This is a genomic window from Rhizobium sp. WW22 (assembly GCF_047041135.1).
Classification (GTDB): Bacteria; Pseudomonadota; Alphaproteobacteria; order Rhizobiales; family Rhizobiaceae; genus Rhizobium.
Map to the genome: position 1 here is coordinate 2,846,771 of NZ_CP178198.1, position 23,828 is coordinate 2,870,598.

Sequence of the window (23,828 nt, forward strand, 5' to 3'; positions counted from 1 at the left end):
CAGGTATCCGCAAAACTATCTCATAGATCGCTAAGTGGCCCAACGGCTCTCCCTCGGGGTTCATCCCCAGGAAGGCAGCCTTATATACCTCTAAATCGGATTTTGACTGCTCGAGCGTCGGAGCGAAATGTAGACCCACCTCGGAGCCTGGCATGATCTCATGGCAGTACACGATGAAATCCAAACAGACCTCCCTCAATTTTTGACGTCGCTAGTATTCCGGTTGGCGGAATGGGTTCGTCACAACCGACGTCGCCCGTCTTCAAACTTTTTCGATGAGCAATTGACGATCGACGACCAGTTCCGCAGCCAACTGCATTAGATGGACGCGTTTTTTACTGAGGATCTCCTTTGTAGCACGGTACTCGCGTGCCAGGATCGCATCGGCCTCGGATCGAAGCTCGACGGCCGGTAGGAAGGAGCCATCAATACGCTTCGCACCGACATGATACCGCAGCGATTTCCCCAGCCCGTAGCTTCCAGCGAAGCGATAGGCCAGTCGAGTGGCCTGATCGAGGTCGCTTCCTTCTACACCGCCGGCCCCAATCGATCGATTGCCGAAAACAACCTCTTCGGCAGCCGTACCGCCCAACATGATACGAATCTTCGCCAGCAAATCTTTTTCAGTCGGCAGTGCCTCATTGCGCATCTTGTACTGCAGCCGCCCGCCGTCCTGCACCTCCTCGCCCTGGATCATGTGAGACTCCACCTTGACGCTTATGATGTCAGCAGTGCCCGATTCAATTGCCATGAGCGCGTGCCCGACCTCATGCACACAGATCCGAAGAACTACGTCCTCTGGAAGAGGAATCTTCGCTGGAAGTGCCGCGTCGATGTCCGAAAGAGTAACCTGCCGCTTGTGGATACGTGCCGCTCGTTTTGCTGAACGGGCGAGTTTCTCCAGATCCGCCGGCGTAGCCAACCTCAACTTGTCTGTAACTTCGCGTAAATCTTCGACCGAAATGCTGTGGTTCAGATGATAAGAGAGAATCTCCGCACGTTCTTCATCCGCCGGCAGCTCGAGGTAGACGTGTTTTTCGAGGCGCCCAGATCTCAGCACAGCGTCGTCGATCAAATGACCATAGTTCGTCGCCCCGACCACAATTGTTCCGGGCTGTTCAAGCGCGTACGTTGTCAGCTCAAGAAATCTGCCGATTACATTGCCTTCATAAAAGGCGTGGTCTCCGCGCATGGTGGCACGGTCTCCGATTGCATCGAGCTCATCTACGAACAATACGGCGCCGCGCCGCGACGTCGCATCGGCGAAAGACTTTGACATAGCGGCCAACATATCGCCGAGGTATCCGTTCCTCGAACCTTGCCATGCCCCTACTGATGTCGAAACGAGATCGAACCCCAGCTCGTTAGCGAGCGCGGTTGCGAATAGAGTTTTCCCCGTTCCGGGTTGGCCCATGAGAAGAATCCCCCGATCGACATCCGACCAGGGAATCACATCCTCTCGCCAATCGGCGACATCTCGCTTGATCGAGTTTACCCAGGCTCGCGCAGGACCGAATCCCGGCAGTTCTGAAAGGCTGGGAGAATTAATAGAGGCTACTGTTGCAGGCTTTTCCAGTGTAGAAACATCCAGCCCCTCCAAGGAGTGCCTTACTGCTAGCCCTATCACGATTTCCGCCGGCTGGTTTGCGATCGATTCTGCAAGAGAAAAATCGATGTCCTGCACCCCTAGCAGCTTACGCGCGGCGATTATGTGCCTCGCCGTTGGTGGGGCGATCCTAACAATCACATCAGCGGCTAGCTGGAGAGAGCGTCTTACGCCGTCCAAAGAAGACGCGAGGTATATGACCTGATGCTCCGGCCGAAACACAGCAACATCTTCGATTCCTTTCGACGAAGCACGCCGGTGTGTTTCCCCAATTATGTGCACGGGGCGACGGAAGTCGTCGTAGAGGGATTGCTCCTTTCCGCCCGTCATAAGGACATTGGCCGCGGCCTTCGCATGCCAAATCCACGCCTTATCGACGATGCAAACGATGATCCCCTTCGCGTCACTCTTAAACTGCTCGGTCGCTCGAAGGGCATGACGAAGCGCGCAAAGCATAAGGAACTTTGGCGGATTGCTTTTCACGTCGGCGAAGATTCTGCCATCTAGCTGATGATGCACTGTCACATCCCTTGCGGTTGAAGTGGCGAAATGAGCGACCGGATTGGCAGCGAATCAGAGGCGCCATCCACGCCCTCCAGGCAGTTCTCGAAAATTGGGCGCCAAGGATTCGCTTTAGATCGCTCCTTTATGTCGTCTTTTCGATCTTTGTAGACGCCGTTTCGATCCCGGCGTCAACCGATTTGATTCAGGGCGCCATGGATGACATTCAGTCCTTATGAGGATACCGCCGCGGATGCTTAGGATTGCTAGGGAGCTTCTTGGCGTAAGCCAGAAGGCGCTGGCGTCTGAGCTAAGTCTTGACCCGCGCGCCATACAGAGAGTGGAGGCCAGTGATCCATCATCCAGCTTAGACCGGCAGGAGCTACTCGTGGACCACTTTCAAACACGCGGAATCCTTTTGCTCCCCCCCACTGAGCTGACGACCGGATGGAGCGTAATCGAATGCTTGAGGCCACCTGAAGGGTTGCTGCCGGCTCGGCTGATTCGAGCCGCACGAGTAGGTCTCGACCGCTCCCAAGCTGGGCTCGGCAAAGACGCGAACCTAGGCACCATGACGATCAGACGAATCGAAGCTGATAAGCCTACAGTTGAACCCGAAACCCGCCAATTTTTGATCGAGTATATTGAATCCCGGAGCGTGCGCTTCCTACCACCTACCGATGCGTATGGATGGGGTATTTGCTTCACGAGCATTAACGATAGGCCAACTGCGCGTCACCCACGCGCCAGGGTTCAAAAACGAAAGAGCCAGGGTAGCGCCTGACTTTTCAATCAAGCTGTTGGCTTGGGCCTCGGCCACAGAAACCAACTACCTCGCGAGGGATCGCGCGATCGGCGCCTCAAAGCCGCCCGCTTCCGCGGGCGGTTAGGAGCAAGTCTCAATGCATGTGGATAAAAGCATGAAGCCGCGCTAGACATCCGCCAAACAATAACGGCCTGAGCAAGTCATGCGGATCGGCTACAGCGCTAGTTTGGGGCGCGCCGCTCCGCATGACAACGGCAAACTCAGTAGTGGAAACATTGTTACCGGTAATATGCGGTAACTCTCTTCCCGGTAACAAAAGAGCATCAGATTCCTAATCTGAGGGTCACGCGTTCGAATCGCGTCGAGATCACCATTATTTTCAATAACTTACATTATTATTGACCCGCTTTTCATGCGCCATTCCAGCAGTTCAGGCATTTTCTGAGGTTAGCGGGAATTCGATGTCGCATGATTGGCGCATGAAATCGACTTATTGCCGGAGAGCGCGCCGCGCTTTTTGGAATTGTGTCCAAGCGATTTTAAAGACAGCCGGTCGCGTTTGCCAGAGACTGGCGGATTAACCGCAACGTGAGAGGTGACCTTCACGTGAGATCGTTTGAGTGCGCTTCACGTAGGTCTCTGTTATTTCTAAGCTATGTCGGGTGCGTTGTCAGCGAACTGCTCCCGCAATCAATTGCGGATGCGTGCGTGACGCATCCTATTTGCGACCGACTTGAAAAAGTTGGGGTATCGTCCCGCGAAGACGTCCGATCAAGATACAAGTTATTGTAGATTTTAATTGTCGGCGATGTTCAACTGCTGCCAATACGTCAACGTGAGGGTTCGGAGGAAAGCGTGCGTCTCGTCAGAGCTCGGATTAAAGGATTCCAGTCATTTAGCGATTCGGGGGATATTGAATTTGAAGGAGGCATCAATCTCATTATAGGTCAAAACAATGCGGGTAAGAGTGCGCTTCTTCGCGCATTGCTACCTATCCTCGCTGATGATCGCCACAGGACACCTGCGAGATTCGAGACACACACTTTAGCAAGCCCTGAGATCAATCTGACGCTTGATGTGAGCGGACCTGAGATCAAAGACTGGATCTTGCGTTCTGGGGGTCCCCAATATTTCCCCCTTCCCGTGCGACAGGGCGCGCCTCCACCAGATGGACCCGCCCTATTGAAGCGCATCTTCGAGAGCAACAATCTTTTCCTGCGTGTAACTCACCGCCCGCAGCAATCCTTTTTAGCGGACTACCCCTCCCATGGCCTCTTTGAGGCTTTTCAAAATACGGGGGGAACGCGGCTGTGTGCAGTAGCGACGCCGGTAGGTGGAGATATCCAAACCTCGCTCCAAGTTAGTGATGCTGACACTTTGCCAGGGTTGCTTTTTAGCGCCTGGAGCCGTGACATGTTCTATTTCGCGCCAGAGCGCATGACCGTAGGGGAAGCGCCTCAGGGGTATTCAAATCGCCTAGTTCCTAATGCGAGCAATCTGCCAAATATTTTGCTTATGCTAGCCGCTGAGCGAGGGGATACATTTAGTCAACTCATCCACCACCTGCGTGAGATATTTCCTACCGTCGGAAATATCAGCACTCGAACAAAACCAGAAAATAATTTTCTTGAAGTGCGCGTTTGGCCAACCGAGGCAATGGAACGAGTTGAATTAAGCTTCCCTCTCAATTCGAGCGGAACCGGCGTTTCCCAGGTGATAGCCTTGCTAACGGCTATAATGACTTTGGATAATGCGGTTGTGATAATCGACGAAATTAATAGCTTCCTGCACCCAGCTGCCGTTAAGGCCCTTCTTCGAATTCTACAGGCGCGATACGCAGATCATCAATATATCATCTCGACCCATGCTCCGGAAGTTATCGGCTTTGCCAATCCGAAGACGATTCAGCTTGTAAAGCGAGTAGGGTATGAGTCGTCGATTGAGCGGCTGAATCTTGCAGAAGTTGGAAAATTCCGCGAGGTAGCGGAGCATCTGGGCGTCTCGATGGCTGATGTATTTGCGGCCGAACGGGTGATTTGGGTAGAGGGCCCAACGGAAGAATTGTGCTTTCCTTACCTTTATCAGCAGCTCATCGGTCCACTTCCTCGCGGAACGATCTTTACCTCGGTCGCGGCGACAGGCGACTTCAATTCAAATAAGCGCGATCCGGCCATCGTGTATGAAGTATATAAACGGTTGAGCGCTGCGGCTGCCAATTTGATCGTGTCCGTCGCATTTAGCTTCGACACGGAAAAGCTCACAGTTTCTGAGAAAGAGAAAATGCGCAGGGACTCGGGCGGCTTATTACAATTTCTGCCTAGGCGGCACCTCGAATGCTACCTTGTCGACCCCGCAGCAATCGCGGCGTTCATAGTCCGAAAGGACCCCGTTTCAGAAGGCAAGGTGACGCTTGCTCACGTTCGACAGAGCTTGGAGGATGCCGCAAAGACTCAACAATTTCGAATTAAAGAGTGGGCCGATGATATTGGTGATGTAGATTGGCTCACACACGTAGATGCCGCGAATCTCATTGATTATGCTTGTGGTGTACTGTCCGAGTATCGGGCACCGTTTAATAAGAAGGATGACTCTCTTTTTCTTCTTCAGCATATAATTGAACACAACAGCGACGCGCTTTCGCCACTTCGAGACTACGTCGCCGGCCTTGTATCTTCCAACCAGCATTAGCATTTTTTAGAGGGGCCAGAGATGGTTATCTGCTGCTTATTGTTCGGCGATGAAGGCTCTTTCTGCGAATCAGGTCTGAATGAGGAGCATCAGCTTGGGAAGCTCTATCTAATGCCTACGGTGCAAGTACTTAGCTGTAAAACTCAACCGTTCGCGCCGGAAAAAGCCTTTTAGCATCAATGCGTGTGTAAAACCGCGAGCGCTCCGATATTGGCGACGTGACCACGATATTGACCCGATGGTCCGTTATAACATAACAAGAGTAATATGCAGCGGCATTGTATCCCCGACAATGGAATGCGCGTCGGATCCCTACCGGACGCAGGACGAACAATGATTGAGGCTTGTGCTCACCCCACCGCAATCCTATTCCTCACCAGCCGCACGCCAGGAATGGACTCCGCGACTGCGGTTGCCCGCTTCACCTCCTGGTAAGTCGCGACCGAACCGTGCAGGCGGATTTCCTGGCCTGCCGCGATCACGGTGACATCGGAAGCATCGATTCCGCCGGCAACGGCGAGCGCATTGGCAACGGCGGATTCCAGCGCCGAGCGCCTGGCCTGCTCGTTTTCCAGATAGAGCTCCATACCGTGAAACGTTGCCGCCTTGAAAACCATTCGTCGCCCTCCGCACTCAGGTGGTCGGAAAACGCGGCAGTTTGCATTTGGTTCAATGGAGATTGAAAAAAATATGACTAATTGCGCATTCGCTTTCCGCGTGTGGCAGCGGAGAATCGGTTGCATGGCTCCGGACTTGCCGCTCCCGGCAATCCCCTGTAGAGCCTTGAAGGAATAGCAGCAAATGCGGATACCTGAATGAACACCGCCAGCAAGGCGCGTCGGCGCCTGACGATATTGGGTTCGACCGGCTCCATCGGCCAGAACACGCTCGACGTCATCGCCCAGCTTGGCGGACGAGATGCCTTCGATATCGCCGCCATCACAGGGCATGACAATATCGAGCTTTTGGCCGAGCAGGCCAAGGCCTGCGGCGCCGCCTTTGCGGTGACGGCCAATGAAGAACGCTATCAGGAACTGAAGGATGCGCTCGCCGGGTCGGGCATTGCCGTTGGCGCGGGCAAGAAGGCTTTGATCGAAGCCGCTTCGATGCCCTCGGACTGGGTGATGGCGGCGATCGTCGGCACCGCCGGTCTTGCCCCGACGCTGGCGGCCGCGCGCCGCGGCGCCGATATCGCGCTCGCCAACAAGGAATGTCTCGTCTCCGCCGGCGATCTCTTCGTGCGCGCCGTTACTGAGGGCGGGGGACGGCTGATCCCGGTCGACAGCGAACACAGCGCCATTTTCCAGGCATTGGAAGACGACCAGCAGCACGCGGTCGAACGCATTATCCTGACCGCATCCGGCGGCCCCTTCCGCACCTGGACGCGGGAGCAGATGGCCAACGTCACGCCGGCAATCGCCCGCGCCCATCCCAACTGGTCGATGGGCTTCAAGATCTCGATCGGCAGCGCCTCGATGTTCAACAAGGCGCTTGAAATGATCGAGGCCAAGCACCTGTTCAACGTGCGCCCCGATCAGATCGAAGTCGTGGTCCACCCGCAATCCGTCATCCATTCCATGGTCGGCTACACGGATGGCTCCATTCTGGCGCAGCTCGGCTGTCCCGACATGCGCACCGCCATCGGCTACGCGCTCACCTACCCCGCCCGCACGAAGCTCAGCGTCGACCGCCTAGATTTCGCCAAGCTCGCCCGACTCGATTTCGAAGCGCCGGATGAGGTTCGCTTCCCGGCGCTGCGCCTTGCCCGCACCGCACTGGAGCGCGGCGGCCTTCAGGGCGCGATCATGAATGCGGCCGAGGAAATCGCCTTCCACGCCTTCGTCGATGGCCGCATCGGCTTCCTCGAAATGGCCGATATCGCCGAAGCCGTCATGGACGAGATGATTGCGACCGGCAGCGCCGACGCCATGGATGCCGTCTTTGCCGCGGACGCCGAGGCGCGCAGCCGCGCTGCCGTGCTCGTAGCCCAGCGGGAGAAAGCTGCGTAAGTATAAGCTTACGATTTACAGCAGCTTGGCAGAGGCCACCAGTGGCTCGGCAGAAAGAGGAATGTCCCTTACGCAACGGCCCTTGCGAGCGCACAGCGTGACCACAGCGCATGCAGCGCACCGACCAGCTGTTCGATATCGCCATCCGAATGCAGCGGCGTCGGCGTGATGCGCAGACGCTCGGTCTTCTTCGGCACTGTCGGATAGTTGATCGGCTGGACATAGACACCGGCGTCGAGCAGCAGATCCGAAATCCACTTGCACTTGGCCGCATCGCCGACCAACACCGGCACGACATGGCTCGGGTTCGGCATGTGCGGAATGCCGGCCGCATCGAGCTGCGCACGCAGCTTGCGCACGCGATCCTGATGGCGCATGCGTTCGAACTGGCTGACCTTGAGGTGCTGGATCGAGGCGACGGCACCCGCGGCCAGAGCCGGCGGCAGCGACGTCGTGAAGATGAAGCCTGACGCAAACGACCGGATGAAATCACAGAGCGCGGTGGAAGCAGCAATATAGCCGCCCATGACGCCGAATGCCTTGCCGAGCGTGCCTTCGATGACGGTCAATCGATCCATCAATCCCTCGCGCTCGGCAATGCCGCCACCGCGCGGGCCGTACATGCCGACGGCATGCACTTCGTCGAGATAGGTCATCGCGCCATACTTGTCGGCGAGATCGCAGATCTCCTTGATGGGGGCGATATCGCCATCCATGGAATAGACGCTCTCGAACGCAATCAGCTTCGGCGCCTTCGGATCGGCCGTCTTCAGCTTGGCTTCGAGATCGTGCAGGTCATTGTGCTTCCAGATGACCTTGTCGCACTTCGCATAGCGAATGCCTTCGATCATCGATGCGTGGTTGAGCGCATCCGAGAAGATGATGAGGCCGGGAATGCGAGCGCCGAGTGTGCCGAGCGTCGCCCAATTGGAGATGTAGCCGGAGGTGAAGATCAGCGCAGATTCCTTGCCGTGGAGATCGGCAAGCTCCTGCTCGAGCAGAACATGGTAGTGGTTGGTGCCAGAAATATTCCGGGTGCCTCCCGCACCCGCGCCACAGTGATCGATCGCTTGCTTCATCGCCTCGATCACTTTCGGATGCTGACCCATGCCAAGATAGTCATTGGAGCACCAGACGGTCACTTCCTGCGGGCCGTTCGGGGTATGCCTGATAGCGCGGGGGAAATTGCCACTGCGGCGTTCCAGATCTGCGAAGATCCGGTAGCGGCCTTCATTGTGAAGACCTTCCAGCTCGCCCTTAAAAAATGCTTCGAAATCCATCATATGCTCCAGTACCGTGCGACCGTTTTCGAGAATGCCGGATCACACGTCAACCCCTCCGCATTGCTTTCGCGCCCGCTGCGGCAAATGGCCCCTAATTTTGAACAATTCCAGACAAGAATAGCCAATCACATCAATTTGACAATCGAAACCATGCTGGAAACACTCTCTCCGGAGCGGCGGGTAAACCCCACCGCTCCGAGCTTATTTGCGGCAATCTATGCCGCAGCCACGGCACGCTTGGCCATGACCTTGATCAAATTGGCGCGATACTCGGCCGTTGCATGCAGGTCGGAAAGCAACGATGACGGATCGACCGTTACGCCCGTAACCGCATCCGGCAGCCAGTTCGCCGCAAGCGCCTGCTCCAGTTCGGCATGGCGGAACACGCCGTCCGCACCGGCACCGGTGACGGCAACGCGCACCCCACCTGCCCCCTTGGCGACGAAGACCCCCGTCATCGCATAGCGCGAAGCGGGGTTGGGGAATTTGGCATAGCCTGCACGCTCCGGCGCGTCGAAGGCGATGGAGGTAATGAGCTCAGCCCCCTCCAGCGCCGTCTCAAACAGGCCACGGAAGAAATCGTCGGCCGCGATTTGCCTCCGGTCCGTGACGATAGTGGCTTTCAGCGCCAACATCGCCGAGGGGTAATCCGCCGCCGGATCATTGTTGGCGATGGAGCCGCCGATTGTCCCCATATGCCGGACATGCGGATCGCCGATCATGCCGGCAAGGTCGCAGAGCGCCGGACAGACCGCGCGGATGGCGGCAGAGGAGGCAACCTCCGCATGGGTGGTCGCCGCTCCGATCGTGACCCTGCGGCCATCGACGCGGATCCCCTTGATCGAAGGGATATGCCTGAGATCGACGAGATCGCTCGGCGACGCCAGACGCTGTTTCATGGTGGCGATCAGCGTCATGCCGCCGGAGACATATTTGCCCTCGTCGGTGTTCGACAGAAGCTTGACGGCTTCGTCGACCGAGGAGGCGCGATGGTAATTCGTTGCATACATAGTCCTATCCTCCTCTCGTTTCAGGCCGTGGCCAGTGCCGCTTCCCATACCTTGAGCGGGGTCGCCGGCATATTCAGCCTGTTGTTGCCGATGGCATCGGTAATGGCGTTAATCAGCGCCGGCGGCGAGCCGATGGCGCCCGCCTCGCCGCATCCCTTGATCCCTAGGGGATTATTCGGACACGGCGTGTTCTGATGCGAAAGTTGGAAGGACGGCAGGTCGTCGGCGCGCGGCATGGTGTAGTCCATGAAGCTCGCCGTCAGCAGCTGGCCGTTCTCGTCATAATGCACGCCTTCCAGCAACGCCTGGCCGATGCCCTGCGCGATGCCACCATGCACCTGTCCCTCGACGATCATCGGATTGATGATATTGCCGAAGTCGTCGGCCGCCACGAACTGCACGATCTCCGTCTTGCCCGTCTCCGGGTCCACCTCGACCTCGCAGATGTAGCAGCCTGCCGGGAAGGTGAAGTTCGCCGGATCGTAAAAGGCGGTTTCCTTCAAGCCCGGCTCCATGCCGGCGGGCAGATTGTGCGCGGTATAGGAGGCGAGCGCCACCTGGAACCAGGGCAGCGTCTTGTCGGTGCCCGCGACCTTTAACTCGCCGTTCTCGATGACGATATCGCTTTCGTCGGCCTCCATCAGGTGGGCGGCGATCTTCTTTGCCTTCGCCTCCACCTTGTCGAGCGCCTTGACGACGGCGGACATGCCGACGGCGCCCGAACGGGAACCATAGGTGCCCATGCCCATCTGCACCTTGTCGGTATCGCCATGGACGATGGAGACGCTGTCGATCGGCACACCGAGGCGATCGGCGACCAATTGCGCGAACGTCGTCTCATGCCCCTGTCCATGGCTGTGCGATCCGGTGAGCACTTCGATGGTCCCGACCGCATTGACCCGCACCTCTGCCGATTCCCAGAGGCCGACGCCTGCCCCGAGCGATCCCACCGCCTGCGAGGGCGCGATGCCGCAGGCCTCGATGTAGCAGCTCATGCCGATGCCGCGCTTCATGCCGCGACGGGCGGCTTCCGCCTTGCGGGCCGGAAAGCCGGCCCAATCGGCCTGCTGCATGGCCGCGTTGAGCGAAGCCTCGTAATCGCCGGCGTCGTAATTCATGATCACGGGCGTCTGGTAGGGGAACGAGCGTATGAAGTTGATCCGCCGCAGTTCCGCCGGCGAGACGCTGAGTTCGCGCGCCGCCGTTTCCACCGTGCGCTCCAGCAGATAGGTCGCCTCCGGCCGCCCTGCCCCGCGATAGGCATCGACGGGCACGGTATTGGTATAAACCGTACGGACATTGGCGTGGATCGCCGGAATGGCATATTGCCCCGACAGCAGCGTCGCATAGAGATAGGTCGGCACCGCCGAGGAAAAGAGCGACATATAAGCGCCGAGATTGGCGATCGTGTCGACCTTCAGGGCCGTCATGCGATTTTGCGCATCGAAGGCCATCTTGACCTTGGAAACATGATCGCGACCATGCGCATCGGTGAGGAAGGCCTCCGTGCGGTCGGCCGTCCATTTCACAGGCACGCCGGTCTTCTTCGACGCCCAGAGACAGACAATCTCTTCCGGATAGATATAGATCTTCGAGCCGAAGCCGCCCCCGACATCCGGCGCGATGACGCGCAGCTTGTTTTCCGGCGCGACATTATAGAAGGCGCTCATGACGAGCCGGGCCACATGCGGGTTCTGGCTTGTGGTGTAGCAGGTATAGTGGTCTTCGGCGGCATCATAGATGCCGAGCGTGGCGCGCGGCTCCATGGCATTTGGCGAAAGCCTGTTGTTGTGGATCTCGATTTCGGTGACGTGCGCGGCCTCGGCGATCGCCTTGTCGGTCGCTGCCGCGTCTCCAAGCTCCCAGTCGAAAATAAGGTTGTTTGCCGCCTCCGGATGGATCTGCGGCGCGCCGGCTTTCAGCGCGTCCACCGCCTCGACGACGGCAGGCAGCTCCTCATAATCGACCGCTACGGCTTCAGCCGCATCGCGTGCCTCGCCAAGACTGTCGGCAACGACGATGGCGACGGCATCGCCGACATAGCGCACGGTATCGACCGCCAGTGGCCGCCATGCGCCCATCTTCATCGGCGAGCCGTCGCGGGAATGAATCATCCAACCGCAGATCAGATTGCCGATGCCGTCATCAAGCAGCTGCTTGCCATCGAGCACGCCGATCACGCCCGGCATGGAGAGTGCCGCTGACGCATCGATGCTCTTGATCTTTGCATGCGCATGCGGGCTGCGGACGAAATAGGCATATTTCATGCCCGGCGTCACCATATCGTCGGTGTATCGCCCCTTGCCCGTCAGAAATCGCTTGTCTTCCTTGCGCGCCACGCGCGCACCAATGCCTTCAACGCCCATCACATCCTCCATTGGGGTTCCGGGCCCGGCAATCCGCCAAGATCACAGTCCAAGCGTTTAGCCAGACGATCTCGGTGGAATTTATTCGGCCGCCTGCTGGGCGGCGTTCATTGCGGCATTGGCTGAAAGCACCGCCTTGACGATGTTGTGATAGCCGGTGCATCGACAGATATTGCCTTCGAGTTCGCTGCGCACCGTCTTCTCGTCAAGCTTGCCGCCATGGCGGTTGATCATGTCGACCGATGCCATCACCATGCCCGGCGTGCAGAAGCCGCATTGCAGGCCATGATGCTCCTTGAAAGCGGCCTGAACCGGATGCAGTTCGCCATTGGCGGCCAGACCCTCGATGGTTGTGATCTTGGAGCCGGAAGCCTGAACGGCCAGGATCGAACAGCTCTTCACAGACTTGCCATCCATATGGATGACACAGGCGCCGCACTGGCTGGTATCGCAGCCGACATGGGTTCCGGTCAGGCCGAGTTTTTCCCTGATGAAATGGACAAGCAGCGTGCGATCCTCGCACTCGCCGCTGACCGAACGGCCGTTCACCGTCAAAGTCACTTTTGCCATATTTTCCTCCTCGCCTCTCCTCCAGAGGCATGGAGCATCATTTGACTTTTTCGCAATCCAATCAACCTCTACTTTAGAGAGGAGGTGGATTTTCTGCCTGGCGGCAAGCTGTTTTCTTCTCCAAACAGGACGCCGCCTTTTTTCAGCAATAAAAAAACTGCTATCCACCAATAGACAATCATATTTTGCACGATATTTTCTGTTGTTGCAGGACTGTAAAGACAGCCCATCGTGGTGGAGCTGAAGAATTGGGACGACGTTGGCCGGGGTTCGGCTTAACTAACGTTGGAGAGAGTAAATGAAGAAAGTTCTTATGCTCGCATTGGTCGGCTTGTCTATAGCAAGCTGCACGCCGACCGAACAGGGCGCAGGCATCGGCGCAGCATCCGGCGCGATCATCGGCGGCGCGGTCACCGGCAACGTCCGTGGCGCGGCAGTCGGCGCAGCGATCGGTGGCGTCTCCGGCGCCGTCATCGGCAGCGTCCAGGAACAGCCCGGCCAGTGCTACTACCGCGATCGTTACGGACGTCGCTACATCGACGATTGCCCGCGCGGCGGCTATCGCGGTGGTTATGGCGGCGGCTACGGCGGCTATTGATCGATTTTTCATCGCATTTGGAAGGTCCCGGGCTACAGCCCGGGATTTTTTTATTCGGGCGACGGAGGGTTTGACGTCCGAACAGCAGCCAGACCGGCGCCCGCAAGGACAACTCCGATGTGACATTCTTCAACCGGCCCTGATATGTGGAATCCCGCCTGGAAACGCGGGCTTTTCACCCGCAAAAGGCTATCTTTTCCCCGTTTTTGACTCCAAAACGGTACACCTGAGGGACTTTTGCCTCTATGGTGGCCGCGCGTTAACTCCCGGGAAACGTCAAACTGAGTAAGTTCTCATGTAACCGTAAAGCGGCGTATGCATAAAAGAACTGAACCGAGAAAGAGTATTGCGTATCGGCAGGCAGGAACCGTGGCAGCGGTTGCGGCAGCCCTTGCGCTCGGTCCGGTGTGCGCCGGAAACGCCTTTGCATTCAAGCTCTTCGGCATCAAGCTCTGGGGCGAAGACGAAACGGCGGATCAGGTGTCCGATCCTGTCCGCTACACGGTCGATTTCCAGGCCGGCAATCTCGACAAGGATCTGAAGGAAGCGTTGAACGACAGCTCGATGCTGATTTCCGACAAGGACAAGCCGGTCTCCGGCGACCTCGGCGTCGTCGTGAAGGCGCGTGACGACCGCGATCGCCTGATAGCCACACTTTACGAGAAGGCCCGCTACGGCGGCGTGGTCACCATCACCATCAACGGCACCCCCCTCGATGCCTTGCCGCCGACACCGACCTTCAGCCGCGCCAAGCCCGTTGTCGTCACGATCGGCGTCGATCCCGGCCCGGTCTTCAAACTTGGCAAGATCAACCTGCTCGGCGACGCCGCCAGGCTGGACCCGGCCAATTATGGCCTCGTGCGCGGCGGCGATGCCAGCTCGCTGACCATTCTGAAGGCAGGCGACAAGATGGTCGCCGACTTCAAGAACGAAGGTCATCCGCTCGCCAAGCTGGACAAGCGCGATGTCGTCGCCGATCATTCGACCAATACCGTCGACGTATCGCTGAAGGTTGAAAGCGGTCCCGTCGCTCCCTTCGGCAATGTCGGCGTCACCGGCCAGAAGACGGTCGATCCGGATTTCATCAAGCGCTATGCCCGCATCAACGAAGGCAAGCCCTACTCGCCCGACGAGTTGAAGAAGGCATCGGATCGCCTGAGAAAGCTCGGCGTCTTTTCCAGCGTCACCATCCGCGAGGCCGACAAGCTGGCGCCGGATGGCAGCATTCCGACGACCATCGAGGTGTCGGAAGGCAAGCAGCGCTTCTTCGGTGTCGGCGCACAATATTCCACCATCGACGGCTTCGGCCTGCAGGGCTATTGGGGGCACCGCAATCTGACCGGACGCGCGGATTCGCTACGCATCGAAGGGTCGGTATCGCGCATCGGCGAGACCACGGATGTCGGTCAACTCGACTACACCGCCGGCATTACCTATGTCAGGCCGGCGACCTTCTATCCTTCCGCGACCTTCACGGCCGGCCTCAAGATGCAAAGCCTGCATCCGGACGCCTACGACGCCAATACCGCCACGGCGAGCGGCGGACTCGCCTATGAAATCAACGATCAGGATACGGTATCCGCCGGCGGCGAGGTTTCCTATGAATCCGATACTACCGATGCTTTCGGAAAACATAATTACCTGACGGTGGCGATCCCGCTCGAATACGTCCGGGACACGCGTGACAACAAGCTGGACCCCACGGAAGGCTTTCGCGCCTCCATCAGCGCCAAGCCGAGCTATGAGGCAATGGGCGGCACGGTTTTCAGCTCCTTCGAGGGCTCGATCACCGGTTACAAGGGCATAGGCGCCAACAACAACGTGGTCTTCGCCGGCAAGCTGGCTGCGGGCTCGCTGCTGGGTGCGAACAGCATTGAGGACATTCCCGCCACCCGGCGTTTCTATGCCGGTGGCGGCGGCTCGGTGCGCGGTTACAGCTATCAGGAAATCTCGCCCTATAACTCGCACGGTGACGAAACCGGCGGGCGCTCCTACGTGACCGCCTCCTTCGAAGCGCGGGTAAAGATCACCGATACGATCGGTGTCGTACCCTTCGTCGATATGGGCAGCGTCACCGACAGTGTCTTGCCCGACGGGTCCGACCTGCGCATTGGTGCGGGCGTGGGCTTGCGCTACGCTACGCCCTTCGGCCCGATCAGGCTCGATGTTGCCGTGCCGTTGAAGAAATATGACAATGGCACATCTTATGGCATCTATGCCGGCATCGGCCAGGCCTTCTGACGGACTGTATAGTTGTCGCGGGCCTTTCAGCACACGGTTACAAAGTTGAGGTTACTGTCGCTTTCATGAGCATATTGATTCGAATTCTCGGGAAACTGGTGCGCTGGATCGCCTATGCGGTCGTGGCAATCCTCTTGCTCGCGATTGCGGCTGTGCTCGTCATCGGCCTGGTACCCTCCGCAACCGGCTACGCCGTCGATCAGATGGCGAAGATCGCCTCGACGCCGGATCGCACCATCGCGATCGCCGCGCCTTCAGGACTGTTGAACGGCAATCTGAGGGTCGGTTCGATCACTGTGTCCGACACGAAAGGCCCCTATGCCAAGGTGCAGAACCTTGCCATCGACTGGTCTCCGCTGTCCTTGCTGACCGGCACCTTCCATGCCGATCGCGTCGCAGCCGATGTCGTCGATTTCGAACGACTGCCGGTTTCGACGGCCGCGCCTGCACCGGCAACCGAGCCGGCAAGCTCCAGCGGTTTCTCCCTGCCCATCGCCATCGATATCGGGGCTATCGCCCTGCCTGATCTTCGCATCGGACAGGCCGTTGCCGGACAGGACTTCGTTCTCGCCGCCGACGGCAGCGTCAAGGCAAACAGCAGTAGTATGGGTCTGACACTCAATGCCTTCAGGCACGATGTGCCCGATGCCAAGCTTTCCGCCGATATCGCCTTTGCTCCGGCCGACAATCAGCTGAAACTGAAAACGCAGATTTCCGAGCCGCGCGACGGCATGCTGGCCGGGTTGCTGCACCTGCCGGGCGGACCCGCCGTCAACATCGACCTTTCCGGCGACGGCCCCCTCTCCAACTGGGCTGGCAAGCTGCAGGCGGCACTCGACGGTAAGCCGACAGTCGCCATCACCGGCCACCACAGCCTCTCGGCCGACGGCCTGCATCATATCGACGTCAAGGGCGGCGGCGATGTCGATTCGCTCCTGCCGCCGACCCTGCGTGCGCTCTTTGCCGGCCAGACGACAATCGATCTTTCGGCGGCCTTTGACGGCAAGGGTAAGATCGATATCCAGACCGGCAACCTCGCCACAGGCAGCGCCGTGCTTGCTGCATCGGGCACGCTAGATCCCGCCGGCAACAACAGCCTCAATGCCAATCTGATCGGCACTTCCGGTCCTGTCGACTTCCGCTGGCCGATGGAAAACGGCGAGGCCCGCGCCCTGATCTCGCGGGTTGACATCGCACTGACGGGTGCGGCGCAATCGGTGAAAATCGATGCCAAGGCCGCACTTGACAGCGCCAGCACGCCGCAAGGCAACATCGGACAGATCAATCTCGGTGCCCGCAGCGATGCCTTCAATCTCACCGCCATGTCCGGCCCGCTGCAGCTTCGCCTGGTTGTCGGCCAGACAGCCTTCGTGAGCCCCGACCTCAATCGCCTGATCCGCGCGCCGATTGCCCTGACTGCGCCGCTTCAGCTCTCGCCCGATACGATCGGCTTCAACAATACAACATTGGAAAGCGCCAGCATCGGCGGCACCGTCAACGGCAAATATACGCTGTCGTCAAAGGCGCTCACGGGCAATTTCAAGCTCTTTGCCCTGCCAGGCGTTCTGCCGGATGGTGTCTCGAATAAGTTCGAAGGCACGATCTCCCTGGAAGGCCAGGTCGCCGGCACTGTGCCGACCAAGATGACGCTCTCCAATCTTGCGGTGAAATCCAATATCGCCGAGATCAACGGCAATGTCGCGCTCAACGACCAATCGCTGACATCGGATCTATTCGGCAAAGTGCTCGACCTTTCCAAGCTCGTCCCGAATGCGCAGGGACAGGCCGATATCGGTCTCAAGGCCAAGGGTCCCCTCTCTGCGCTTGATATCGACGCGACCGTCAAGGCCGTTAATGTCAAGCTGGCGGGACGGCTGCTCGATACGCTCGATATCGGCGTGACCGGTACCGCCGACCCCAAAGCTCCGCAAGCAAAGGTTCAGGCAAGCGGCGCAATCGATGGCAAGCCGATCCATATCACCGCCGACGCCGTTTCCAAGGATGGCCGCACAAGCATCCCGTCGCTGGCAGCCGAAATCGGCACCAACAAGCTGCAGGGCAAGCTGGATTTGTCGCCGAGCTTCGAGCCAACGGGTGCATTGACCTTCGACCTCCCGGATCTCAGCCTTTTGGCCGCCCTTGCCGGCCAAAAGGCCGAGGGCGACCTCAAGGGCTCGCTCGATATCGCCAGCGCCAACGGCAAGACCGGCCTGAAGGTCAACGCCAATGGTAATGGTATCCGCCGCGACGATCTCGTCATCAGCAAGCCGGCCGTAGCGCTTGCCGTCGACGATCTCAAGGCCTTCTCCGCCAACGGAAGTATCCGCGCCGACGCCATCGCCTCCGGCGCCAACCGCATAGCCGATCTCAACCTGACCTTTACTCAGCAGGGCAGCCGCACGGATTTCGATCTGAAATCGGCCTATGACAACGCGCCGCTGACAACACGCGGCAGCGTTGAGACGGCTGGCGGCCAGACGACGATAAACCTCGACTCGTTTGCAGGCGCACCCCGCACGATACCGGTGAAGCTTGCATCGCCAACAAAGATCGTCATCAAGGACGGCATCGCCTCGCTGAATGGCCTGACCCTCCAGACCGGTGGCGGTTCGGTGATTATTGATGGCACCGCCGGGCAGGCCCTGAACATCAATGCGAAGATCGCCAACCTGCCGGCGAGCCTTGCCAATGTCTTTGCGCCAACGCTTGCGGCGGAGGGCGTGATTTCGGGCACGGTGGCGGTCACCGGCAAGGCCGCCTCGCCCTCCGTCATCTTCCAGACCAACTGGTCGGGAGCGGCGACGAGCCAGACGAAATCCGCAGGCCTTGCCGCACTCGGCATCAAGGCCGACGGAAAATTTGCCGACAATATCGTGACCATCAATACCAACCTGACCGGCCAAAGCGGCCTGGCGCTGAATGGCGGCGGCACTATCGCCATTACTGGCAACAAGGCGATGGCGCTGAGGTTTTCCGGTAATCTGCCGTTCGACGCCTTGGCAGGCCAGCTGGCCGCCCAGGGCCTCGTCATGACAGGCACCGCCAAGATCGACATGCAGATCGGCGGCACGACGGCGGCACCCGCCATTACCGGCTCGATCACCACCGACAGCGCCAAGCTGGTCGATGTACGGCGAAACCTGACGCTCAACGGCCTTGCCGTGACCGTTACGCTCGACGGCAGACAGGCGGTCATCTCGCGGCTGAGCGGCAACCTCACCAGCGGCGGCAGCATTTCCGGCAGCGGTACGGTCGGCATTGCTCCGGATAGCGGTTTCCCTGCCGATATCCAGATGAAGTTCAACAACGCGACCTATGTCGATGGAACCCTCGTCACCGCAACGGTCAACGGCACGCTCGGCATCAAGGGACCGCTGATGACCGCGCCGATGCTGACGGGCAATCTCCGGATCAGCAAGGCGTCCATCACCGTGCCGCAAAAGCTGCCGGCATCGCTGTCGGAGATCAACATCAAGCACAAGAATGCTCCGGCTGCGGTCAAGGCCCAGTTCAAGGATCAGAAGCCGGAGGCGCCCCGCAGCAAATCGACGACTCTCGGCATTGACCTGCAGCTCGATGCCCCCTCGCAGATCTTCGTTCGTGGCCGCGGCATCGATGCCGAACTCGGCGGCAACATCACAGTTCGCGGCACGGCAGCCGAACCTGTGGTATCCGGCGGCTTCACCATGCGGCGTGGACGCCTGACCATCTTGAGCCGTCGGCTGGATTTCACCGATACCAGCAAGATCACCTTCGGCGGCGACCTGACGCCAGCGCTCAACATGGAAGCGACGTCGACGGCAGGCTCCACCACCATAACGGTCGATGTCACCGGCCTGGCGACCGACCCGCAGATCGGCTTCTCGTCTTCTCCGGCTTTGCCGCAGGACGAGGTTCTGGCGCAGCTGATCTTCGGTCAATCCATGTCGAAACTTTCCGCCATGCAGATCGCCCAGCTCGCCGATGCCGCCAGCCAGCTTGCCGGCGGACGCTCCACGTCGCTGTTCGAGGGGTTGCGCAGCCATCTCGGCGTCGATGATCTCGATATCTCGACGGATGCGAACGGCCAGGCACAGGTAGGCGCCGGCAAGTACATCAACAAGCGCACCTATATCGAGTTGCAGCAGGGCGCCTCAAACAACACCAAGGCCATCATCAATTTCAATGTAGGTCGCGGCGTGAAGCTGCGCGGCGCGGCGGGATCTGACGGCGCCGGGGAAGCGGGCGTCGTCTACGAGCATGAATACTGAGGAACACCTCTTCCGCGAGAACAGGCTATCGTCGAGCACCTCGTCGCGGATGAAGCAGAGATATGCACCCTGTTGCGTAGCGCGAGCTCGCATGAAGATTGTCCACTGGCTTATCATTCTGCGCAATTGGATTGATCAATCTGTCGAAAGCCGGTTGATTCTGGACAATTTTCCATCTTTTTGCTGTCATCCAGACAATTGATAATGCGCGCCAACATAATTCAGGCCGGTCGGCCCTTCATGGACCCGATCTCATCTATGTCGTTGTTTTTACGCTTTTCCAGGCAAAAGCCGCTGCTGGCTTTTCCGGAATCGCTCTAACCCTCGGAGCAATGCCGATGAATACGCAATCCACTCCCGTTACCCTGATCGGCGTTCCCCTGGAAGAAGGATCCGGTCGCCGCGGCGCCGGCATGGGTCCGACGGCGCTCCGCATCGCCGGCATCGAAACCACGCTGACCGAACTTGGCCATCGCGTCACGGATAGCGGCGACCTGCATCCTGTTCCAGCAGCGGACCTGCCCGACCATCCCCACGCTCACAATTTGAAGATCGTCGGCGCCTTCACGCGCGCACTGGAGGCGAAGGTCTACGAAGTCGCATCGTCCGGCGGCTTCCCGCTGATCCTGGGCGGCGACCACAGCCTTTCCATGGGCAGCGTCTCCGGCATGGCCCGCCACGCGGCGGAAGTTGGTCGCCCCCTCTTCGTGCTCTGGCTCGACGCTCACTCTGATTTCAATTCCCCCGCTACCTCGCCCTCAGGCAATATTCACGGCATGCCCGTTGCATTCTTCTGCGGCGAAGCCGAGATCGAGGGCGTTCTGCCGGCCGGGCGGCCGCTGGTCGATCCGACGAAGGTCTTCCAGGTCGGTATCCGCTCCGTCGATCCGCGTGAACGTGAGGAAATCCGCGAACACGGCGTCAACGTCTTCGACATGCGCTCCCTCGATGAGCAAGGCGTCGCCGCCATCATGCGCAAGGTGCTCGATACCGTCGGCGACGCCAACGGCCTGCTGCATGTCAGCTTCGATGTCGACTTCCTCGATCCGGATATCGCGCCGGGTGTCGGAACCACCGTGCCGGGCGGCGCGACCTATCGCGAAGCGCATCTCATCATGGAAATGCTCTCCGACAGCAACCTCGTCTCATCGCTTGATCTCGTGGAGCTCAACCCGTTCCTCGACGATCGCGGCAAGAGCGCCCGTGTTCTCGTGGAAATGGCGGCAAGCCTCTTCGGCCGGCGCATCTTCGACCGCCCGACACGAGCCGCTTAAAGGGGCTCCATTCCTTTCCGGGGCTACTCCTTCCCGACATCATACCGCGTAAGACTATCCAGTCGAAACTGCTTGCATAGATTTAGGTTTAAGCAATGTTCTTGCTCTATCGTGCCAATAACACGTCGAATTGGGCGTGACGGTTCAATGGGAAGAGCGTTCATGGCCACGATCAATTCCACCAGCTTTAGCGGCGAAACTCTGGAGATCATTGCCTTCCGGCTGCATGATCAGGAATTCTGCGTCAAAACCACCACGATCCGCGAAATTCGCGGCTGGGCGCCATCGACGCCGATCCCGCATGCGCCGGCCGATGTCATCGGCGTCATGAACCTGCGCGGCTCGGTGATCCCGATCATCGACCTTGCCTACAAGCTCGGCATGCAGAGCACGGTCGCCAACGAGCGTAGCGCCATCGTTGTCGCCGAAGTGCATAGCATGGTCATCGGCATGCTGGTCGACCGCGTCTCCGATATCCTGACGATCGCCTCCAGTCAGGTACAGCCGGTTCCGGAAGTAACCGCCTCCTTCGATCGCGCCTATTGCGAAGGCATCATCGCCACGGAGAACGGAATGATCTGCTTCCTGAACCTCGCCAAGATGTTCAAGGAAAACGAAACAGACGAGCTCGCCGCTTAACTTCGCAGCGTAGTCTTTCCAAAGAACCGTCGCTCTCCGCGGCGGTTTTTTATTTCCTCATAATTTTAGCTAATTATTTTTTATTTAAATTGTAATTTCTAATAAGCTAATTTTTACTCAAAATTAAAGGAGGAAACTCCATCATCGATTGTGAAGCGAGGAAAGAAAATACAATCTCTACATTCCGGCCATTCCGTGCGGAACGCCTCCCGGAGGCGTCTCGGCGAGCACAGTCGTCCGCTTCGATGTCATTCAATCGACGCTCGGCAGGCGCGAGCTTTCTAGGAGGGAATAGGAATGTTCAGTCTATCATCGGATGCCAGCCGCATTCTGTCCGCCATGTCCAAATCGCAGGCCATCATCGAGTTCGATCTCGAGGGTAAGGTTCTGACGGCAAACGAGAATTTCTGCCGCACGCTGGGCTATGAGCTGAAGGAAATCGTCGGAAACCATCACCGGATGTTCTGTGATCCCACCTATATCGCAACCCCGGCCTATCATGATTTCTGGGCGCGTCTCGGCAGTGGCGAATATGATGCCGGCACCTACAAGCGTCTTGCCAAGGGCAATCGCGAAGTCTGGATACAGGCTTCCTACAACCCTGTCTTCCGCAATGGTAAGCCGGTTAAAGTCGTAAAATTCGCCGTCGATGTCACCGACGCCAAGAAGAAGGCGATCGATGACGCGGGCAAGCTTGCGGCGCTCTCGCGCTCACAGGCCGTCATCGAATTCCTGCCGACCGGCGAAATCCTGACCGCGAACGAGAATTTCTGCAGCGCCATGGGCTATGCGCCCAGCGAGATCGTCGGCAAGCATCACAGCATTTTCTGCGACCCTGCCCATGCCCGCACCGAGGAATACAAGCGCTTCTGGCAGCGCCTGGCGCAGGGCGAGTTCATCGCCAACGAATTCGTCCGCTACGGCAAGGGCGGCAAGGAAATCTGGATCCAGGCGGCCTATAACCCCATCGTCGACGCTGATGGCAAAGTCTACAAAGTCGTGAAATTCGCGACGGATGTCACCTCCCGCATGAGCGCCATCAGCGAACTCGCCGGCGCACTCCGCAGCCTCTCGGAAGGCGATCTGACGAAAACGCTCGAACGCTCTTTCGTGCCTTCCATGGAGCAGCTTCGCCACGACTTCAACGCGACGATCGACAAGCTTTCCCAGACGCTCACCACCGTCGGTCACAATGCCAGCGCCATTGCCGCCGGCTCGCGCGAGCTTGGCGACTCGGCAGAAGCCTTCTCAAGACGCACGGAGCAGCAGGCCGCCTCGGTGGAAGAGACGGCCGCAGCCCTGGAAGAGATCACCACCACGGTCGCCGATTCCAGCCAGCGTGCGGAAGAAGCCGGGCGTCTCGTTGCCGAAACCAAACGCGGCGCCGAAGAATCCGGCACGGTAGTCCGCAACGCCGTCGCCGCCATGGATCAGATCGAGAAATCCTCGCGTGAGATCACCAACATCATCGGCGTCATCGACGATATCGCTTTCCAGACCAACCTGCTGGCGCTGAATGCCGGTGTCGAGGCCGCACGTGCCGGCGAGGCCGGTAAGGGCTTCGCCGTTGTTGCACAGGAAGTGCGCGAACTGGCACAACGCTCGGCCAGCGCCGCCAAGGAGATCAAGGCGCTGATCACGACATCGAGCGAGCACGTCAGGAACGGTGTCGGCCTGGTCGGCCAAACGGGCAAGGCGCTGGAACAGATCGTCACCCAGGTTGCCGACATCAACACCAACGTCGCTGCCATCGTGAAGGCGTCGAAGGAACAGACGATCGGCCTTCGGGAAATCAATTCGGCGATCAATTCGCTGGATCAGACCACCCAGCAGAATGCTGCGATGGTCGAAGAGAGCACCGCCGCAAGCCTCAGGCTCGCCAATGAGGCGGACGCGCTGCATACGCTGCTTGCGCAATTCCGCCTCGCGGACTCGATGATCCGCCATATGGTCGTCCGCCGCGTCGCCTGATCGTAAAGCCCTGCTGAAAATCAAGAAGCCGCCTCGAATTTCGGAGCGGCTTTTTG

The 23,828-nt window shown here is 58.8% G+C and carries 14 protein-coding genes; 8 read left to right on the forward strand and 6 right to left on the reverse strand.

The genetic code is table 11. The features are described 5' to 3' along the window. Positions 1–262 precede the first annotated feature (262 nt). Positions 263–2,131, reverse strand: coding sequence for an AAA family ATPase (locus ACK83U_RS14035; protein ID WP_412474649.1), 1,869 nt, complete (start codon positions 2,129–2,131; stop codon positions 263–265). A 1,597-nt stretch (positions 2,132–3,728) separates the two neighbouring features. Between ACK83U_RS14035 and ACK83U_RS14040 the strand changes: the two genes are divergently transcribed. After that, the gene (locus ACK83U_RS14040) at positions 3,729–5,561 is read left to right on the forward strand and encodes an AAA family ATPase (protein ID WP_112607739.1); all 1,833 of its coding nucleotides are present in this window, start codon (positions 3,729–3,731) and stop codon (positions 5,559–5,561) included. Between the two features lie 350 nt (positions 5,562–5,911). Here ACK83U_RS14040 and ACK83U_RS14045 read toward each other — a convergent pair whose 3' ends face one another. Beyond that, positions 5,912–6,178, reverse strand: coding sequence for a BON domain-containing protein (locus tag ACK83U_RS14045; protein ID WP_015341356.1), 267 nt, complete (start codon positions 6,176–6,178; stop codon positions 5,912–5,914). A 198-nt stretch (positions 6,179–6,376) separates the two neighbouring features. Here ACK83U_RS14045 and dxr point away from each other — a divergent pair, with 198 nt between their 5' ends. Continuing rightward, positions 6,377–7,570, forward strand: a complete 1,194-nt coding sequence (dxr, locus tag ACK83U_RS14050) for a 1-deoxy-D-xylulose-5-phosphate reductoisomerase (protein WP_112607741.1) — start codon at positions 6,377–6,379, stop codon at positions 7,568–7,570. A 68-nt stretch (positions 7,571–7,638) separates the two neighbouring features. Here the strand turns inward: dxr and hemA are convergent, their stop codons facing one another. The 4 genes from hemA to ACK83U_RS14070 form a co-directional block, all read right to left on the reverse strand. Further along, on the reverse strand, positions 7,639–8,850 hold the full coding sequence (gene hemA, locus ACK83U_RS14055; RefSeq protein WP_112607743.1) for a 5-aminolevulinate synthase: 1,212 nt from the start codon (positions 8,848–8,850) through the stop codon (positions 7,639–7,641). Between the two features lie 218 nt (positions 8,851–9,068). Further along, positions 9,069–9,863: an FAD binding domain-containing protein gene (locus ACK83U_RS14060; RefSeq protein WP_112400530.1), complete on the reverse strand. Its 795-nt coding sequence runs from the start codon at positions 9,861–9,863 to the stop codon at positions 9,069–9,071. A 20-nt stretch (positions 9,864–9,883) separates the two neighbouring features. Continuing rightward, the gene (locus ACK83U_RS14065; RefSeq protein ID WP_112607745.1) at positions 9,884–12,229 is read right to left on the reverse strand and encodes a xanthine dehydrogenase family protein molybdopterin-binding subunit; all 2,346 of its coding nucleotides are present in this window, start codon (positions 12,227–12,229) and stop codon (positions 9,884–9,886) included. Positions 12,230–12,310: 81 nt separating this feature from the next. Next, entirely contained in the window at positions 12,311–12,799 is a 489-nt protein-coding gene (locus tag ACK83U_RS14070) for a (2Fe-2S)-binding protein (protein WP_112336411.1), read from the reverse strand. A 298-nt stretch (positions 12,800–13,097) separates the two neighbouring features. On the opposite strand from ACK83U_RS14070, the gene ACK83U_RS14075 reads away from it, so the two are divergent. From ACK83U_RS14075 to ACK83U_RS14100, 6 genes are all read left to right on the forward strand, one after another. Beyond that, the gene (locus ACK83U_RS14075) at positions 13,098–13,397 is read left to right on the forward strand and encodes a glycine zipper domain-containing protein (protein WP_069612891.1); all 300 of its coding nucleotides are present in this window, start codon (positions 13,098–13,100) and stop codon (positions 13,395–13,397) included. A gap of 315 nt (positions 13,398–13,712) precedes the next feature. Beyond that, positions 13,713–15,638, forward strand: coding sequence for an autotransporter assembly complex protein TamA (locus tag ACK83U_RS14080; protein ID WP_112607747.1), 1,926 nt, complete (start codon positions 13,713–13,715; stop codon positions 15,636–15,638). 65 nt (positions 15,639–15,703) lie between these two features. After that, a complete protein-coding gene (locus ACK83U_RS14085; RefSeq protein ID WP_112607749.1) occupies positions 15,704–19,888 on the forward strand; it encodes a translocation/assembly module TamB domain-containing protein in 4,185 nt (1,394 codons plus the stop codon). A 338-nt stretch (positions 19,889–20,226) separates the two neighbouring features. After that, positions 20,227–21,162 (forward strand): arginase, encoded by a 936-nt coding sequence (gene rocF / locus ACK83U_RS14090; RefSeq protein ID WP_112607751.1) that lies wholly within the window; start codon positions 20,227–20,229, stop codon positions 21,160–21,162. 162 nt (positions 21,163–21,324) lie between these two features. Continuing rightward, positions 21,325–21,801 carry a chemotaxis protein CheW gene (locus tag ACK83U_RS14095; RefSeq protein ID WP_106999223.1) on the forward strand — a complete coding sequence of 159 codons (477 nt, stop codon included), beginning with the start codon at positions 21,325–21,327 and terminating at the stop codon, positions 21,799–21,801. Positions 21,802–22,098: 297 nt separating this feature from the next. Beyond that, positions 22,099–23,772, forward strand: coding sequence for a methyl-accepting chemotaxis protein (locus ACK83U_RS14100; RefSeq protein ID WP_112607753.1), 1,674 nt, complete (start codon positions 22,099–22,101; stop codon positions 23,770–23,772). Positions 23,773–23,828: the final 56 nt, after the last annotated feature.

What these genes read in the sequence shown, in the direction of transcription:
- ACK83U_RS14095 (WP_106999223.1), top strand. Translation starts at nt 21,325, where the DNA reads ATGGCCACGATCAATTCCACCAGCTTTAGCGGCGAAACTCTGGAGATC.
- ACK83U_RS14100 (WP_112607753.1), top strand. Translation starts at nt 22,099, where the DNA reads ATGTTCAGTCTATCATCGGATGCCAGCCGCATTCTGTCCGCCATGTCC.
- ACK83U_RS14080 (WP_112607747.1), top strand. Translation starts at nt 13,713, where the DNA reads ATGCATAAAAGAACTGAACCGAGAAAGAGTATTGCGTATCGGCAGGCA.
- ACK83U_RS14075 (WP_069612891.1), top strand. Translation starts at nt 13,098, where the DNA reads ATGAAGAAAGTTCTTATGCTCGCATTGGTCGGCTTGTCTATAGCAAGC.
- ACK83U_RS14085 (WP_112607749.1), top strand. Translation starts at nt 15,704, where the DNA reads ATGAGCATATTGATTCGAATTCTCGGGAAACTGGTGCGCTGGATCGCC.
- ACK83U_RS14070 (WP_112336411.1), bottom strand. Translation starts at nt 12,799, where the DNA reads ATGGCAAAAGTGACTTTGACGGTGAACGGCCGTTCGGTCAGCGGCGAG.
- ACK83U_RS14045 (WP_015341356.1), bottom strand. Translation starts at nt 6,178, where the DNA reads ATGGTTTTCAAGGCGGCAACGTTTCACGGTATGGAGCTCTATCTGGAA.
- dxr (WP_112607741.1), top strand. Translation starts at nt 6,377, where the DNA reads ATGAACACCGCCAGCAAGGCGCGTCGGCGCCTGACGATATTGGGTTCG.
- ACK83U_RS14060 (WP_112400530.1), bottom strand. Translation starts at nt 9,863, where the DNA reads ATGTATGCAACGAATTACCATCGCGCCTCCTCGGTCGACGAAGCCGTC.
- rocF (WP_112607751.1), top strand. Translation starts at nt 20,227, where the DNA reads ATGAATACGCAATCCACTCCCGTTACCCTGATCGGCGTTCCCCTGGAA.
- ACK83U_RS14065 (WP_112607745.1), bottom strand. Translation starts at nt 12,229, where the DNA reads ATGGGCGTTGAAGGCATTGGTGCGCGCGTGGCGCGCAAGGAAGACAAG.
- hemA (WP_112607743.1), bottom strand. Translation starts at nt 8,850, where the DNA reads ATGGATTTCGAAGCATTTTTTAAGGGCGAGCTGGAAGGTCTTCACAAT.